Annotated in this window: 18 protein-coding genes; 16 read left to right on the top strand and 2 right to left on the bottom strand. The window is 45.5% G+C overall.

What is annotated here, in order from left to right; translation table 11 throughout:
• Positions 1 to 73: 73 nt before the first annotated feature.
• Positions 74 to 2,269 carry a glyceraldehyde dehydrogenase subunit alpha gene (gene cutA / locus VMUT_RS08050; RefSeq protein ID WP_013604926.1) on the bottom strand — a complete coding sequence of 732 codons (2,196 nt, stop codon included), beginning with the start codon at positions 2,267 to 2,269 and terminating at the stop codon, positions 74 to 76.
• Positions 2,270 to 2,368: 99 nt separating this feature from the next.
• Here cutA and cutB point away from each other — a divergent pair, with 99 nt between their 5' ends.
• Both cutB and cutC read left to right on the top strand, forming a co-directional pair.
• On the top strand, positions 2,369 to 3,226 hold the full coding sequence (gene cutB, locus VMUT_RS08045) for a glyceraldehyde dehydrogenase subunit beta (protein WP_048056963.1): 858 nt from the start codon (positions 2,369 to 2,371) through the stop codon (positions 3,224 to 3,226).
• Complete coding sequence (gene cutC / locus VMUT_RS08040; protein WP_013604924.1) at positions 3,226 to 3,744, top strand: glyceraldehyde dehydrogenase subunit gamma; 519 nt, start codon at positions 3,226 to 3,228, stop codon at positions 3,742 to 3,744. The genes cutB and cutC overlap by 1 nt, the downstream gene beginning before the upstream one ends.
• Positions 3,745 to 3,752: 8 nt before the next feature.
• On the opposite strand, the gene VMUT_RS08035 is transcribed toward cutC, so the two are convergent.
• Positions 3,753 to 4,559 carry an XdhC family protein gene (locus tag VMUT_RS08035; protein WP_048056962.1) on the bottom strand — a complete coding sequence of 269 codons (807 nt, stop codon included), beginning with the start codon at positions 4,557 to 4,559 and terminating at the stop codon, positions 3,753 to 3,755.
• A gap of 108 nt (positions 4,560 to 4,667) precedes the next feature.
• Between VMUT_RS08035 and VMUT_RS08030 the strand changes: the two genes are divergently transcribed.
• The 14 genes from VMUT_RS08030 to VMUT_RS07970 all read left to right on the top strand — a co-directional run bounded on the left by VMUT_RS08030 (position 4,668) and on the right by VMUT_RS07970 (position 15,546).
• On the top strand, positions 4,668 to 5,195 hold the full coding sequence (locus VMUT_RS08030; RefSeq protein ID WP_048056961.1) for a MogA/MoaB family molybdenum cofactor biosynthesis protein: 528 nt from the start codon (positions 4,668 to 4,670) through the stop codon (positions 5,193 to 5,195).
• A 90-nt stretch (positions 5,196 to 5,285) separates the two neighbouring features.
• Positions 5,286 to 5,651 carry a hypothetical protein gene (locus VMUT_RS08025; RefSeq protein ID WP_013604921.1) on the top strand — a complete coding sequence of 122 codons (366 nt, stop codon included), beginning with the start codon at positions 5,286 to 5,288 and terminating at the stop codon, positions 5,649 to 5,651.
• Positions 5,652 to 5,703: 52 nt separating this feature from the next.
• Positions 5,704 to 6,036 carry an MFS transporter gene (locus VMUT_RS08020; protein ID WP_013604920.1) on the top strand — a complete coding sequence of 111 codons (333 nt, stop codon included), beginning with the start codon at positions 5,704 to 5,706 and terminating at the stop codon, positions 6,034 to 6,036.
• Positions 6,006 to 6,647 carry an MFS transporter gene (locus VMUT_RS08015; protein ID WP_148224709.1) on the top strand — a complete coding sequence of 214 codons (642 nt, stop codon included), beginning with the start codon at positions 6,006 to 6,008 and terminating at the stop codon, positions 6,645 to 6,647. The genes VMUT_RS08020 and VMUT_RS08015 overlap by 31 nt, the downstream gene beginning before the upstream one ends.
• A gap of 45 nt (positions 6,648 to 6,692) precedes the next feature.
• Positions 6,693 to 7,139 carry an SRPBCC family protein gene (locus tag VMUT_RS08010; RefSeq protein WP_013604918.1) on the top strand — a complete coding sequence of 149 codons (447 nt, stop codon included), beginning with the start codon at positions 6,693 to 6,695 and terminating at the stop codon, positions 7,137 to 7,139.
• 73 nt (positions 7,140 to 7,212) lie between these two features.
• Complete coding sequence (gene tuf, locus VMUT_RS08005; RefSeq protein ID WP_013604917.1) at positions 7,213 to 8,547, top strand: translation elongation factor EF-1 subunit alpha; 1,335 nt, start codon at positions 7,213 to 7,215, stop codon at positions 8,545 to 8,547.
• Positions 8,548 to 8,553: 6 nt separating this feature from the next.
• Positions 8,554 to 8,865 (top strand): 30S ribosomal protein S10, encoded by a 312-nt coding sequence (gene rpsJ / locus VMUT_RS08000; RefSeq protein ID WP_013604916.1) that lies wholly within the window; start codon positions 8,554 to 8,556, stop codon positions 8,863 to 8,865.
• 302 nt (positions 8,866 to 9,167) lie between these two features.
• On the top strand, positions 9,168 to 10,412 hold the full coding sequence (locus tag VMUT_RS07995) for a M16 family metallopeptidase (protein ID WP_013604915.1): 1,245 nt from the start codon (positions 9,168 to 9,170) through the stop codon (positions 10,410 to 10,412).
• Positions 10,412 to 11,527: a M16 family metallopeptidase gene (locus tag VMUT_RS07990; protein ID WP_048056958.1), complete on the top strand. Its 1,116-nt coding sequence runs from the start codon at positions 10,412 to 10,414 to the stop codon at positions 11,525 to 11,527. Before VMUT_RS07995 ends, VMUT_RS07990 begins: the two co-directional genes overlap by 1 nt.
• Positions 11,528 to 11,626: 99 nt before the next feature.
• Entirely contained in the window at positions 11,627 to 12,799 is a 1,173-nt protein-coding gene (locus VMUT_RS07985) for an argininosuccinate synthase (RefSeq protein ID WP_048056957.1), read from the top strand.
• 220 nt (positions 12,800 to 13,019) lie between these two features.
• The gene (locus VMUT_RS12845) at positions 13,020 to 13,160 is read left to right on the top strand and encodes a hypothetical protein (RefSeq protein WP_158304804.1); all 141 of its coding nucleotides are present in this window, start codon (positions 13,020 to 13,022) and stop codon (positions 13,158 to 13,160) included.
• Positions 13,161 to 13,386: 226 nt separating this feature from the next.
• Positions 13,387 to 13,836, top strand: coding sequence for a PaREP1 family protein (locus VMUT_RS12305; protein ID WP_013604912.1), 450 nt, complete (start codon positions 13,387 to 13,389; stop codon positions 13,834 to 13,836).
• A 53-nt stretch (positions 13,837 to 13,889) separates the two neighbouring features.
• Positions 13,890 to 14,159: a PaREP1 domain containing protein gene (locus VMUT_RS07975; RefSeq protein ID WP_013604911.1), complete on the top strand. Its 270-nt coding sequence runs from the start codon at positions 13,890 to 13,892 to the stop codon at positions 14,157 to 14,159.
• A 28-nt stretch (positions 14,160 to 14,187) separates the two neighbouring features.
• On the top strand, positions 14,188 to 15,546 hold the full coding sequence (locus tag VMUT_RS07970; RefSeq protein WP_013604910.1) for a lyase family protein: 1,359 nt from the start codon (positions 14,188 to 14,190) through the stop codon (positions 15,544 to 15,546).
• Positions 15,547 to 15,578 lie beyond the last annotated feature (32 nt).

The raw sequence follows: 15,578 nt of genomic DNA, 5'->3' as shown, positions 1-15,578 counted from the left end.
CGCCTTGGTGGCTCGCCATCATCCGCCCCCTGAATTAAATACATTGTTAACTACTTAAAAACTAGACTGTGGATTACTTAATCAATAATGATGGATCAATGGGTATTTTCGTGATTCTCCTGCCCACGGCATTCTCCACAGCCCTCGTTAATGCTGGTAATACTCCGATTAACGGTCCCTCAGCAATGCCCTTAGTGGGTAATGGTGCATTGGATTTTCCCTCCTCAAGGTAATGCCACTTGGCATTGAAGGACTCCATTATGCTTGGTATCCAGTACTCACTAAAGGTTTGCGTTAGTGGGTTACCATCATTATCATACTTAACCTCCTCGAGAGCGACCTCACCAAAGCCCTGAACAACCCCACCAATTACCTGACCCTCGGCAAGCATTGGATTAATCACAAAACCAATATCATCAATAGCCACATAATCAAGAACCTTAACCAAACCTTCCTCAGTAACTTCAACAAGGGCTATGTGCGAGCCGTATGGATACGTATAATTACTTAAACCGAAGTATGCCGAGTCCTCTAACGATGGTTCAACTCCGTAAGACCACGTACCACCAACACTCGCCGTCAACGCATTAGCTATATCTCTAATGCTAAGGGATTTCCCAGTCTTGGTATCCTTGACATAGCCGCTTTCGTAGATTACATCCTCATAATTAATGCCCATCAATGCTGCACCAACCCTCCTTAACCTATCCTTAAGCTTCCTCACGGCAAGCAACGCGGCATTACCAGCCAAAGTAAGCGTCCTACTACCAAACGTGCCAAAGCCCTCGCCAATCAACTCAGTGTCACCCCACGAAACCTCCACCTGGTTCATGTCAATGCCGAGTTCATCAGCGACTATCTGAGCTATTGCTGTTGCATCGCCCTGTCCATGAGGTGCCGCGCCTATTATAACGAGGATCTTGCCATCAGACTTAACTCTAATGGAGGCCGATTCCCACGGCCCAAAGTTGTTCTGTTCTATGTAAAATGATAAGCCAACACCAACTCTCCTACCTTGTTTCCTCAACTCCTCAACCCTCCTCTCAAAATCCCTGTAATAACCCTCAGCAATACTAAGTAGATGTAGGTAATTACCACTATCATACTTATGACCGAAGGGATTTGTGTACGGTAACTCCGTCACTAAATTCCTCCTCCTAATCTCTATTGGGTCCATTTTAAGTTCATCAGCTGCCATATCCATTATCCGCTCATACACAAAGGCAGCCTCAGGCCTACCTGCACCCCTATACTGATCGAGTGGGGTCTTATTCGTCCTAACGCCATAAACCTCAACCAGGATATCCCTAACCTTGTAAGGCCCACTTATTAACGTGGATGTTATATCAGCTAAGTAATAACCATGAGTCGCAGCGCCCAGGTCTATTATTAATTCATCAATTAATGCCCTCCACTCACCTCTCCTTGTGAACCCAGCCTTAATCCTATGTATCTGGGCCCTGCTATGGTACGTGCTTAGTAAGTCCTCACGCCTAGTGGCGACCCACTTAACGGGCCTTCTATAAATAATGCTTGCATAGGCAACTATGTAGTCCTCAGGGTATGGGAACATCTTTGAGCCAAAGGCACCACCTGTGTCTGCCTGTATAACCCTTATATCGCTAACATGATCCCTGAACGCATTAAGGAGGAACTTACGCATATAATGCGGCGCCTGTGTTGATGCATAAACTGTTAACCTACCCTCCTGATACACAGCCAATAATCCCCTGGGCTCCATCGCCGCTGGGTAAACCCTGCCAATTTCAAGCTTGGTCTCTATCACCACATCGCTCCTTGAAAACTCAACCTCGGGATTACCGGCTCTGTAGGTCTTCCTATAACCGAGATTGTTTTCTCCCTCGACAGCCTTAACATCATCGGTTAGTGCCTTCTCAGGATCAATAACGGTGGGTAATGGCTCATAATCAACCTGGATGTAATCGAGGGCATCATAGGCCTTATACCTATCCTCAGCAATCACCGCAGCTATTGGTTGACCAACATATAGGATCTCATCCTTAGCCATCGGGAAGTTCCTCGGCCTATTCTCAACCTTAATATTCAACCCCGTTATAACACCAACAACGCCCGGAATTCTTGATGCATCTTCATAATCAATCCTCAACAGCCTTGCATGGGGGACGGTGCTCCTCAATATCGCCATGTAGAGTGTCCCTGGAACCACCATATCATCAACATACCTAGCGCTACCCGTGATGAACTTAGGATCCTCAATCCTCTTAATACGTGCACCGACGTATGGCATTAATGCAGCTTAATAATCATTGCTTTAAGCAATATCCTCCTTGTACTTTAACTGAATGCCAAAGTAATGCTTAATTAGTATTGCCGTAATCACGCTCTCGTGTATCCTCCAAAATTCGGTTATATAAGGGTCGCATCATTGGATGAGGCCGTAAAGGTCCTTGAGACTGACGAAAATGCGAAAATACTTGCTGGAGGGCAGAGTCTCATGCCCATGCTCAAGTTCAGGTTAATTAGACCTTCGTATTTAGTGGATATTAACAGGGTATCTAACCTATCGTATATAAGCATTGAGAGCGATAAAATACGGATTGGCGCATTGGCTAGGCATCACCAAGTAGAGGTTAATAGGGATCTTTGGAAGATATACCCAGCACTGCTTGAAACGGCGGTGCAGATTGGCGACCCACAGATCAGGAATCTCGGCACAATGGCTGGTTCCTTAGCCCACGCAGACCCAGCGGCTGATTGGCCGGCAACTTTAATTGCGCTTAGGGCATCCGTAAAGATACTCGGCTCATCAGGGACTAGGGAGGTTCCTGTTGAGGACTTCATAACAGGTCCATTCACCACCGCATTGGGTAAAGGCGAGGTGATTAGTGAAATAGTGATACCGAGGCTTAGTGGTAATATTAAGTCGTCGTACGTGAAGCTTGAGCGTAAGGCAGGTGATTTCGCAGTGGTAGGCGTCGCAGTAACGCTTAGACTTAGTTCTGAGGGTTACGTAGAGGACGCAAGCATTGGCATTACGGCTGCAGGCCCTAGGCCGTTTAGGGCTCGTGAGACTGAGAAGGCCTTGATTGGGCGTAAATTAACGGATGATGTTATTGAAGAAGCTGCTGAGAGGGCTATGAAGGAGTCGAGTCCAATAAGTGACATTAGGGGTTCAGCCGAGTATAAGAGGGCGATGGTTAAGGTAATTACTAGGAGGGCGATTAAGAATGCCCTGTCGAGGTGATGGGCATGGCAACAACACTTAAGGTTGGACCTGAGGAGAGGGTTAGGATTAGGGTTAAGGTTAATGGTGTTTGGTATGAGAGGGATGTAGAGCCTAGAAAATTGCTTGTCCACTTCCTGAGGGAGGACCTTGGGCTTACGAGCGTGCATGTTGGTTGCGATACTGGGCATTGTGGTGCATGCACGGTTATAATGAATGGCATTAGTGTTAAGTCCTGCCAAGTACTTGCCGTTCAGGCTGATGGTGCTGAAATACTGACGCTTGAGGGCCTGACTAAGGATGGTAAGTTACACCCAATACAGGAGGCTTTTTGGGAGAAGCATGCACTACAGTGTGGTTATTGTACACCGGGCTTCGTAATGGAGACCTATTGGTTATTAAGCGAGAATCCAAATCCAACGGAGGAGGATATTAGGAGGGGTCTGTCAGGGAATTTGTGCAGGTGCACTGGCTACCAGAATATTATTGAGGCCGTTAAATTAGCTATTCAGAAACTGAAGGAATTGAAGGCTGTGTAATGGATTTTTCATATCTTAAATTCAGTAGGTCTCCAGGAACACGATTGTTCCTGCAATCTACCTTCTAGGGCATCCTTAATGAACTTCCTCGGATCCTTAATTTCATGCATTGGTTTACCGCTTGCGCTTCTCATGAACATCATTACCTCAGCGAGTATACTAAGGGCTATCTCACCAGCAGTCTTAGCACCAATGTCAAGCCCAACAGGTGAATGAAGCTTCTCCAACACATAATCGAGGTTCAACCCCCTCCTAACCATGTCGGCAATAATCACCGCAGCCCTCCTCTGACTCGCGAGCACACCAACAAACTTGGCATTATGCTTAAGGGCTATGTAAAGTGCCTCTGAGTCATAGGGCTTACCACCTTCATTCGCAATTATTACTATGGAATCCTCGTCAATGAGCTTCTCGAGGTCCCTAAGGTCATTACTCACGAAATAAGCATTACTAAATAGGTCCTTATTCACGTCATTATTACCTACCACAGCCACGTAGTAACCGATGGAATTACTGACATCAACCAAGGCCTTGGCTATTAGTCCTGAACCCACGACAATGATGGTTGGTCTTGGTTCTATAGGCTCTAGAACAATCCTGGCATTACCTATTGTTGTCTCAATCACCCTATCCTCAGTTAATGCCCTATTAGCTAACTCCAAAACTTCCCCACTAGTTGCAATACCGAGTAGGGGCTTTCCATTAACGATTATATCAGATAGTACATTATCATTAACAATAATTTTAACAGTGACGATCTTACCACCCTCTGAACTAATCCTAGTTAAAGCCCTAAAGAATTCACATGAAGACATTGGGCCTATCAACTAACCAGGTTAAATAAGTGTTTTTACACGGTTAATGAATAATTATACGTAAACTAAATGAAGTCCTTAAATATCAATACAAAAATACTCTTCTTAATGAGTGTGCCAAGGACAATGCATAGGGAGGCTGGTCCTAAGACGGCTAATTTCTTCGTGATAACTGTGTCTACGTCACGATACAACGCTAAGGTGAGTGGTCAGCCATACACGGATGAGTCAGGGGACCTCGCCGAGTCCATGCTTAGGCAGGCTGGGCATAGGGTTGTTGGTAGTGAGTTGATTAAGGATGACCTTGTCATGATACGTTCACTCGTTGACTCCCTCCTCCTTCGTGATGATGTTGACGTGATAGTGCTTACCGGTGGTACTGGTCTCGCCAGGAGTGACGTTACAATAGAGGCCGTTAGGCCACTCTTTGAGAAGGAGCTTGAGGGATTCGGTGAGTTATTTAGGCAGGTCAGTTATCAGAAGATTGGTACCGGGGTCATAATGACGAGGGCTACGGCTGGGGTCACCAGGGGCAAGTTAATAGTGGCACTACCCGGCTCACCAGACGGCGTTAGGACTGGACTTGAAATAATACTTCAGGAACTACCCCACATACTTTACATAATTCGGTCATGATTAGAGCATTCACTATATTATAACTAAATTAAAATGCATATTTTGCACCAATTCTCATTAATTTTAACGCCTTAATGCATTAGCTCATTAATGGCACCGTTACTAGCCATAGTGCCACTGGCGGGTTCAGGATTGATGATATATTATACGTATGAGAATGTCAAATACGTGAATGCGTGCTTACCTGGCATATTTCATTGCGATAGGTTTAATTTCATAGTGCCGAGGAGGACTAGGTTATTGCTATCCGTCGGGGCCGTCATCGCCCTATTCCTAACAGGACTCTTAATAATAATGAACGCATTAATGATTGCACTGGCCCTATCAATCATTGGGCTAATAATTGGCGTTTACGGCATATACCTACAGGTAAGCCACAATGCCTATTGCATGTATTGCCTAACCACAGACGTTATTTTATTATTGACCGCCCTATTATTAATAATAAATCCGTGATTGCTTAACCATAAATATTCAAGAATCCAAATGCATAGATGGAATTAGACGCATGAGAAATCTAGTGGTGGCGTTGTTTAGTGCGGTGGGTACGGTATCAACTTGGTTCAACTTCCTAGCCCATAATGTTATTGCATCAATATTCGTGGCATTCATTGCAAGACCCATCGGAGCCTACGTCTTTGGCTTAATCGGTGATAAGTACTCAAGCAAGTCATCACTGGCGCTAACCCTAATCATCATGGGCATCTCAACAATGTTAATATCGACGATCGAGAAGACGTGGTATGCAACGTATGAATTATTAATGCTCAGGATAGCTCAGGGATTAGCTCTTGGCGGTGAGTGGGCCTTATGGTTATTCAATGGCGATTGGCATTATTGACGGGGTCGTTATTAAGTCTTTTATCGGCGATCGTAATCTTAACGCTTGCTCAGGGTGCCAGGCCCATTAATTGGAGGTTCGCTTTCCGTATTGAGGATGTTAAGAAGGTCATTAGGGCCATTGGGGTTAAGTTCGGTGAGAGTTCAAGCTTCTATGCATACACCTCCGTAATTCTCATATACTTCAATGCGCATGAGGTTCCCGACCTAATAATTACGTCCACGATATCCCTACTAATCCTCACATTAATAATGTCAGCCGTCATGACCAGGGTGAAGCCTACCAAGGTGTTGATGCTTAGTTATGTGATTTTCTCGCTAATAAATGCGTTCATGTTCAGGATAAACCCATTACTACTCTTCGCACTCTTCGGTATGGCCGACGCAATAGCATACACACCGCAATCACTATACCTAGTATCACTATTTAGAGGCGATATTAAGCATGTTGGTGCTGGTGTCTCGTACCACGTGGCCAGTTCATTGGGTGGTTTAATGACTTACTTAATATCAATATTAATATCAATGTATGGCCTTAAAGCAGGGCTTATAGCAACACCGACCCTACTCCTCATGTCCTGCATAGCCTCGATGATGGCCTTGTTGATATAGAATCATTGGAATTACTTATAAATGGGCCTGCACTGAATAATTCGTATGGCGAGGGTTCACTATGATGGTTCCTTCGAGGTTGATAAGCCTAGGGATGTGGTCTATAACTTTCTCATTGACCCGAGGAACATAGCCTCGATAATACCTGGTGTCGAGTCCGTTGACGTTATTGACCCGGACAATTTCAAGGTTAAGGCTAGCATGGGTGTTGGGGCCATTAAGGGCACGATAAATATAACCGCCAAATTCGCCGAGAAGAGGCCGCCGGAGAGCGCCAAAGTCATTGGTAGGGGAACTGGCATGCAGAGTACTATGGACTTCGAGATCGGCTTTAGGCTTGAGGAGCCAAGTCCAGGTAAGACAAAGGTTAATTGGTACTTCGACGGGAGCATAGGCGGTTTAATAGGGTCAATGGGGGCCAGGGTATTAGACCCAGTGGCCCAGAGGATAGTCCAAGACAGTGTGGAAAAACTAAGGCAGAGACTCTCGTGATGACCTTGTCCATGTCGGTGATCGAAACCCAAAAACTTATTAATTTTTATTTCACAGCTCCGTCTTGATAGGTATGAGCCTAATACTGAAGCCTAAGGAGTCGGCTTTACAGAAGCCACACCTTAACCTAGCGGTTATAGGGCATGTGGACCACGGCAAATCAACACTGGTAGGCCACCTGCTGGTAGCCACTGGCTATGTTGATGAGAAGGGATTCAAGGAGCTTGAGGAGCAAGCCAAGAAGATGGGTAAGGAGGACTTCGTCTATGCCTGGGTAACCGATAGACTTAGGGAGGAGAGGGAGAGGGGTGTCACGATTGAGGCGATGCACGTAGGTTTCGAGACGCCCAAGTACTTCATAACAATCATAGACCTGCCAGGCCACAGGGACTTCGTCAAGAACATGATAGTTGGTGCAAGCCAGGCGGATGCTGCCATGCTCGTTGTATCAGCAAGACCTGGTGAGTTCGAGACAGGTATTGGCCCACAGGGCCAGACCAGGGAGCACCTATTCCTAGCCGCTACGTTGGGTATTAGGCAGGTAATTGTGGCTGTTAACAAGATGGATGTTGTTAATTATGACCAGAAGAGGTATGAGCAGATCAAGGCCGAGATTGGTAAGTTCATGAAGTTGCTAGGCTACGATCCCTCAAAGGTTCCCTTCATACCAGTCAGTGCATTGAGGGGTGATAATATAAAGGAGAAGAGTAGTAACATGCCTTGGTACAACGGACCAACCCTAATAGAGGCACTGGATGCGTTACAACCGCCACCAAGGCCTACTGATAAGCCATTCAGGTTACCAATACAGGACGTATACACAATAACTGGAGCTGGTACGGTAGTTGTTGGTAGGATTGAGACTGGCGTGCTGAAGGTTGGCGATAGGATTGTTGTAATGCCACCTGCCAAGGTTGGCGATGTTAGGAGTATTGAGACTCACCACATGAAGCTTGAGCAAGCTCAGCCGGGAGACAACGTTGGTATTAACGTTAGGGGCATTGAGAAGGATGATGTGAAGAGGGGCGACGTAATGGGTCACCTAGCTAACCCACCAACGGTTGCTGAGGAGATTGTGGCGAGACTAGCTGTTCTATGGCACCCAACGGCAATAGGCCCTGGCTACACACCGGTACTTCACGTACACACAGCAACAGTGCCGACACAAATAATTGAGTTAATTGCTAAGTTAGATCCAAGGACTGGTCAGACCGTGGAGCAGAAGCCGCAGTTCATTAAGCAGGGTGATGTTGCTATCGTTAGGCTAAAACCACTTAAGGATGTGGTTGTTGAGAAGTTCAGCGACTTCCCAGGGCTTGGTAGGTTCGCCCTAAGGGATATGGGTAGGACAATAGCCGCTGGGCAGATAATCGAGATTAAGCCTAAGAAGATTGAAATTAAGGTGTGATGATTAATGCCGAGAAAGGCGCGAATACGCATATGGGGAACAGACAGTAAGCAGGTTGATGACCTAGCCAGTGAAATAGTCGGCATAGCCAAGAAGCTCGGTGTTAAGGTTTCAGGACCAATACCACTACCCAGGAAGAGACTCCTGGTAACTGTGAGAAGAGCACCGAGTGGTCAGGGATACCACACGTTTGATCATTGGGAAATGAGGATTTACAAGCGATTAATAGATATGGATGCTGACGAGAGGGCCATTAGGCAATTAATGAGGATGAGGGTCCCCGAAAACATAAAAATAGAGATAGAACTAGTTGATTAGCATTTCCTCCTCAGGAACACCTAACTTCTCCAAATTCAAACCCGACCAAACCGTATTCATTCAATTATTGCAAGACCATTCATAACTCAGCTCTCAGCCTCTCATCATTTAACGCAGGGAAACATATTCAGTGGGCTCTAAACTCGTCACTAACTCATCCATTTATTATATGGTAAAAAGCCTTTCCCTGGTTCATAAAGAATCAAGGGTGAATAAGTAAACCTATTAACGCTTCATTGTTTTGTTGGCTCGATATTCATTACTCGCAACACTTTTATTGATACTTACCTTATTGCCCTTTGATGGTGAGTCTATCAAGGCTGAGTAATGGATTAACAGTAATTGTACACCACATGCCTATTGACGTTGCCGCGATCTATGTCTTCTACAACGTAGGCGCCAAGAACGAGTACCCCGGCATATTCGGAGGCTCACACCTAGTGGAGCACATGCTCTTCAGGAAGATCGAAGGGTTAAGGGGTAGCGTGGACGAACTCGTTGAGGGGGTTGGCGGCTACTTTAATGGATTTACGAACTACGACTATACGGTCTACGTCGAAGTACTACCCGCGGAATATGCCGAGTTGGGCTTTGAGATCGAGAGTAAGAGGATGACCAATGCGGTGTTTGACCCAAGCGAATTCGAGTTGGAGAGGAAGATTGTACTCAGTGAATTTGACATGAATGAGAACGACCCAGACTTTAGGCTTGTGTATAGGGCATCGATGATTGCCTGGGACGTACACCCATATAGGTACGCAGTCGCTGGATTGAGAAGTGACCTAAACAGGGTGTCTAGGGATGAGTTGTTTAGGTATTATAGGCGTTATTACAACCCTGGTAATGCCGTGCTGGTCGTGGTTGGTGGATTAGGTGAGGATAAGGCCGTTGAGTTAGCCAATAAGTACTTCGGCAGTATAGAACCTGGTGGTGAATCGGGAGTTATTAAGCCCTGGGATGATGGATTACAGGGTAGGGTTAGGGTTGAGTTAAAGGCATTGAGTGGCGAGACGCCCAGGTTATTAATCGCGTTTAAAGTCCCTGGAGCGCACGACATTGATGGCTTAAGGAAGACAATTTTAGCGGACTTCATAATTTCCGGCGATAGGGCATTCACCTATGGCTTAACGAGTAGGGAACCCATGGTGGTTCCGAGATCCTCAAGGCTTTATAGGCTTGTTGAGGAGGGCCTTGGCGATGCAGTCTATAGCTATTACGAGGTTACTTACATGAACAACCTATACTCAATAATAATATATAACGTCAAGGATCCGGATAGGGCAATTATGAGGGTTGAGGAGTTAATAGCGGAGAGACCTAGTGAGGATGAGCTGGGCTTTGCCAGGGAGAGGATAATGGCTAGGCTTGTCTTCTCCACGGACTCACCAAGTAAGTTAGCCCAGATTTACGGCTTATCACAATTATTCATGGGTGATCCAGGTAGGTTAATATCCGTGATTGAGGACGCGACGAAATCGGACACCAGCGAGTATATAGATTTCGTGAATAATTTATTAAATAGATCGATTTCAATCCTTTACAGGTGATGTCTATGGTGGCTAATAAATTATTCATTAGATCGCCTGTAAAGGACGTGGCCGTACTTGACATTAAGTTGAACCTAGGCTCACTGCAGGAGGCTTATCCTGGCATTGCGAATGTTTTAATACCACTATGGAGAATGAGTAATTATGCCAGGGAGTTGGAGAGAATTGGTGTTTCATTCTCCTTCGAGAAGGGGTTTGACGCGCTCACGCTTAGGGTTAAGGCTAGGTTCTCCGTCGTTAATAAGGCGGTGAAGCTGATAGAGGACATGTTCCTAAACCCGGTCATTGATAGGTTAAGTGATGCCATTAGGGAGGCGAGGACAAGTATAAGCATTAATAGGGAGGACACCTCGGTCAGGTCAGTGGCCGAGGCTCTGAAGGTGCTATTTAATGACCACCCATACTCTAGGCATCCCATTGCCTATGATTATAGCTTTGATGGTATAACAAAGGATGATATTAAGAGGGCTGTTGACGCTTTGAAGGTCTTGTCATTGACTGTTGTTGCCCCTGAGGATATGGTAGATATTAACCTGCCATATGCAGGCTATGCCAAGGTGCCCATAAGTAGGTTTGGAAGTGGTAATGTCGATGTAAGGCTTGAGGGTAAGGTTCAGGCGTCAATAACCATTGCCTACCCAAGCTACGGCATTTCGAATCTAGAGGGCTCCTTTAGGGTTACAGTGATGAATACCATACTCGGAGGTATGGGCTTAATATCGAGACTTTACAGGGAAGTTAGGGTGAAGAGGGGCCTTGCTTACTACGCGTACTCCATGTATTGGCCATTGGGTAGTTCGGGCGTACTTATTGCAATGGCTGGTGTGCGTAGGGAGGTCATTAAGGAGACTATCGATGTTATGCTTGGCACAATAGGTAATCAAGTGATTTCTGAGGAGGAATTGAATATGGCCATTAAGAATAGGATTGGTAGAATTAAGGTCACTGCCGAGTCACCAGAGGGTGTGGCAATGCTTTATTCGGTAATACCAACCTATGGCTTACCAGCTGATTACTATGAGAAGTTCATTAGCTACATAAGTGGGTTAAGGCCTGAGGATGTGTCAAGGGAGTTAAGGAATCTCTCGAAACCCGCCATCGCGGTGGTTGGTTAATTATATAATTATATAGGTTATTGAGGGTAAGGCTTATTAATACATAGGGTTTAGAGTGGTCGTGAATTCCCTAAACCGGTACTTAGGAAACCCAGTAAAATCGCACTCGCCTACTCAGGAGGTCTCGACACAACAGTAGCAATTCACTGGCTTAAGGAGAGGTTTGATGCAGAGATTATAACAGTCACGGTGGATGTTGGGCAGGATGATGATCTCAGGGACATTGAGGAGAGAGCATATAAGGCAGGTGCCCTTAAGCATTACACCATTGATGCTAAGAGGGAATTTGCCGAGGGTCCTGTGGCAATGGCGATAATGACTAATGCTCTCTATGAGGATAAGTACCCATTGGGTACGGCATTGGCTAGGCCATTAATTGCTGAGAAGGTCGTTGAGGTGGCCAGGAAGGAGGGCTGTGATGCCATTGCGCATGGATCCACGTCTAAAGGCAATGACCAGGTCAGGTTTAACGAGGCATTAATGGCCTTAGCGCCCGATCTCATGATTATTGAGCCAGCGAAGATTTGGAGTATGAATAGGGCCGAGGAGATTGAGTATGCAAGGAGGCATGGTATCCCAATACCAAACATACATAGTAGGTTTAGTATTGATGATAATCTGTGGTCAAGGAGTATAGAGGGTCATGAAATAGATGATCCTAACATCGAAGTTCCTGAAGATGCCTTTAAATGGACAGTACCATCTGAGAAGGTCAATGGTTCTCTCATACTTGAGATTGAGTTTAGAGAGGGATTGCCCGTGGCGGTTAATGGCGAGAAAATTGACCTGGTAAGCTTAATATCGCTGCTTAATAAGGTGGTTGGCGCACATGGTTTTGGCAGAATTGACCATATTGAGAATAGAGTTGTTGGTTTTAAGTCTAGGGAGGTCTATGAGGCTCCGGCTGCATTAACACTTATTGAGGCTCATAGGGACTTGGAGAAACTTGTCTATACACCACTTGAGTATAGGTTTAAGAAGATGATTGATCAGACCTGGACTGACCTGGTCTATAGCGGCTTATGGCATGAACCACTGCGTGAGGAGCTTGATGGTCTTATTAGGACCATGAACAGGTGGGTTAGTGGTATAGTTAAGGTTAAGATTTTCGGTGGCTTAACAATACTCGGTAGGGAGAGTCCATACGCTAGTTATAGTGAAGATCTTGTGGATTACGTGGGTGGTTGGTACCCAAGCGAGGAGGAGGCGAGGGGCTTCATAAGAATGCACACACTACATTCATTAACTGCATATAGGGTAAGACGCAGGTAATAAGTCAATTAATATTATGATATGCTTAAATAATAAATAAATCAATATTTATATTTTTATTTTCAAGCTTTCACTTAATTATTTATAACATTAATTAATCGATATTTCTCATAAACCGATGAGTGCTGCTCATTAGACTGAGGAGTATTCTAAAGGCTAAGGAAGGTCGATTAATCTGGGCATAATAAAGATAAACCTTGGTGGCGGTTCATCCATAGAATTGAGTATTAGAGGTAAGGGCAGGGCATCGCTGACTTCGGGGATTATGGAGGGTGAGAATATAAGTGCTGAGGGCTTGCCCGGCGGTGTTAGGGTTGTTAAGGATAAGCGCGTCAGTATTAGGAACTTAAGGTTACGGTGACGAGGGGCGAATTCGTAAGCTCCAACATAGATACCCTGGAATATAGGGAATCGTATAGAATTGTTAACACCGTGGTGAATAACCTAAGGAAGATAGAGTGAAACCTGAATAATATTTGCTTAAAAGCAGGTTTCTTCCGAAGATGGCAATTAAGGCTTAGGTCATTATAGGGAAAGGAAGTTTCTCACTAAGGATTTAATTTCAGTACCGCTTTTAACCTAGGACTATGCAGTTACCGAAGCCTTGGTATGATCTTAAGGAATACAGGAGAATACGTATTGAAGAAGCGAGGAATGAGCTAGATATAGCCAAGAAGTTCCTTAAGGAAGGTTTGACTAGGAATGCGGCTGGTAAGGTATTTCAGGCCTGGAAAGCCCTGGTTGCTGCCTTAGCTACTGACAAAAGGGATGAGTTGAGCAAGGTGTTTAGTGGGAAGCTGGCGGTTCCCCGCCCTGAATGGCGAGGGTTCTGCGTCCACTGGGGCTTTTCGACACTTCTCTGGAGCTCCTCACGGGCGTGGCATCACTTGTTCAGTCCCTGCCGTCAGCTTCGGGGAGGTTGGGGCTCATGGCCTGCTAGGCTCGCCCCAACCCAACTCCAAAACCTAGAAAAGCAAAAAACATGTAAGTCCTTTGCTCCATGTTTTCATGATGGGTGCCCTTGTATTGAGCATTGAAAGAGTACCTCCCCGCCTTAAAAGGCGAGACTTCCCACTTCCTAGCTGATGCGGTGAGGATTAGGGGTATGAAGGAGCGTGTTGATAGGGTTGATTGGGTAATAGTCGTGATGCCGACGAGCTATTTGAAGGATGTGGCGATGGTAATTGGTGGTAAGGTTGATCTACTTACCGATAAGGCCTTATGGGTTCACCAATACCAGTATAATGGGCCTGATCCCGAGAGGGTACTTAGTCCCTACAAAGATGATGGGTCTGCGAGGAGGGATATAGAGACGTTGATTAGAGAAATGGAGGAGATGCTAAGGAGTATAAATCCTTAAATTAATATCTTAATGCATTATTGCTTCTGTGTATCGTAGGGAGTTATTGGGACCTGGAAGTGTTGATAAGATAAGTTATACATCATCGGTTATGGATGATGCGGAGATCTTTAGGTACGTAATAATAACGCTAATGGTCCACGTAAACGAACTTGAGAGGGTTGGCGTATTAAGGAGCGATGAGGCCGGCAGGATTAGGAATGCCCTTAGGGATATTTGGCGTGGTGGTTATGAACCGACCAGGCTAACCAGCTATGAGGATGTTCATGAGTATGTCGAGGCAGAGCTCATTAGGAGGTTAGGTAGCATTGGTGGTTGGGTTGGGCTTGGCAGGTCTAGGAATGACCATGTAGCTACGGCAATTAGGCTTAGGTTAAGAGATTACTTACTTGACCTAGTCAAGACTTTGATCGAGCTTAGGAGGACATTACTTAATAAGGCTATTGAAACCGCTGATCAATTAATAATAGGCTCAACGCATAAACAACCGGCTCAGGTCACAACGTTGGGCCACTACTTACTTGCACTAGATGAGTTGACGGCCGATTTCCTAAGCACGTTGATACACGCATACGAGGTGGTTGATAAATCGCCACTAGGCACAGGCCCATTAGCGGGCGTTATAACGCCCATCGATAGGGTCAGAGAGACCGGAGAGTTGGGTTTTAACGGTGTTGTCAATAATAGCATATATGCCACCGGGTCCAGGTACTTCGCGCTGCAGACTATGTCCTTAGTCGTGTCCTACCTGGTGGAGGTTGGTAGGTTCATCAATAACCTTGAGGCGTGGTTAATGCCTCAACTCAACTACGTAATGGCTGATCCATCGCACCTAGCCACAAGCAGTATTATGCCGCACAAGCACAACCCAGCAACTCTGGAGGTTTTTAGGGCTAGGATTGGTGAGGCCGTGGGGCATCTAGTGGCTTTTTACTCAATAGAGAGGCCTGTCGAGGTTGGTTACCAATTGGATCTCCAGGAGAGTACTAGGCATGTTTGGGCTATCATGAGGATAGCCATTGAGGGTTTGTCAATACTTAGGGATTTCATTGAAGGCATACGTGTCAATAACGATAGGGTCAATGAGGATATCTCTAAATACCCAATAACCACCGCTGAGTATGCCGAGAAAGTATCAATAAGTAGTCACAAACCATTTAGGGATGTCTATAATGAGGTTGCGAGATCAATAAGGAGCGGCGATATAAGGAGCATAATGCTCAGTCCTCTGGATGTGCTTAGCGGTAAGGGTAACATTGGGTCTCCAAACCCGGCCCAGGTTAGGAACGAGGCAATGAGAAGGTTATCTGATGTGGAGACTATAAGCAATTGGTTACTTAATAATGAATTAAAGGTTAAGAATGTGCTAAGGGTTCTCGAGGATTAAACTTCCTCGGAAAGATAACTGACAGAAAGTAC

This window comes from Vulcanisaeta moutnovskia 768-28 (assembly GCF_000190315.1).
Taxonomy (GTDB): domain Archaea; phylum Thermoproteota; class Thermoprotei; order Thermoproteales; family Thermocladiaceae; genus Vulcanisaeta; species Vulcanisaeta moutnovskia.
Note: the sequence above shows the minus strand (reverse complement) of the source record. Positions and strands in the feature narration are given on the sequence as shown.

What these genes read in the sequence shown, in the direction of transcription:
- cutA (WP_013604926.1), bottom strand. Translation starts at nt 2,269, where the DNA reads ATGCCATACGTCGGTGCACGTATTAAGAGGATTGAGGATCCTAAGTTC.
- cutC (WP_013604924.1), top strand. Translation starts at nt 3,226, where the DNA reads ATGGGCATGGCAACAACACTTAAGGTTGGACCTGAGGAGAGGGTTAGG.
- VMUT_RS08035 (WP_048056962.1), bottom strand. Translation starts at nt 4,559, where the DNA reads ATGTCTTCATGTGAATTCTTTAGGGCTTTAACTAGGATTAGTTCAGAG.
- VMUT_RS08030 (WP_048056961.1), top strand. Translation starts at nt 4,668, where the DNA reads ATGAGTGTGCCAAGGACAATGCATAGGGAGGCTGGTCCTAAGACGGCT.
- VMUT_RS08025 (WP_013604921.1), top strand. Translation starts at nt 5,286, where the DNA reads ATGGCACCGTTACTAGCCATAGTGCCACTGGCGGGTTCAGGATTGATG.
- VMUT_RS08020 (WP_013604920.1), top strand. Translation starts at nt 5,704, where the DNA reads ATGAGAAATCTAGTGGTGGCGTTGTTTAGTGCGGTGGGTACGGTATCA.
- VMUT_RS08015 (WP_148224709.1), top strand. Translation starts at nt 6,006, where the DNA reads ATGGTTATTCAATGGCGATTGGCATTATTGACGGGGTCGTTATTAAGT.
- VMUT_RS08010 (WP_013604918.1), top strand. Translation starts at nt 6,693, where the DNA reads ATGGCGAGGGTTCACTATGATGGTTCCTTCGAGGTTGATAAGCCTAGG.
- tuf (WP_013604917.1), top strand. Translation starts at nt 7,213, where the DNA reads ATGAGCCTAATACTGAAGCCTAAGGAGTCGGCTTTACAGAAGCCACAC.
- rpsJ (WP_013604916.1), top strand. Translation starts at nt 8,554, where the DNA reads ATGCCGAGAAAGGCGCGAATACGCATATGGGGAACAGACAGTAAGCAG.
- VMUT_RS07995 (WP_013604915.1), top strand. Translation starts at nt 9,168, where the DNA reads ATGGTGAGTCTATCAAGGCTGAGTAATGGATTAACAGTAATTGTACAC.
- VMUT_RS07990 (WP_048056958.1), top strand. Translation starts at nt 10,412, where the DNA reads ATGTCTATGGTGGCTAATAAATTATTCATTAGATCGCCTGTAAAGGAC.
- VMUT_RS12305 (WP_013604912.1), top strand. Translation starts at nt 13,387, where the DNA reads ATGCAGTTACCGAAGCCTTGGTATGATCTTAAGGAATACAGGAGAATA.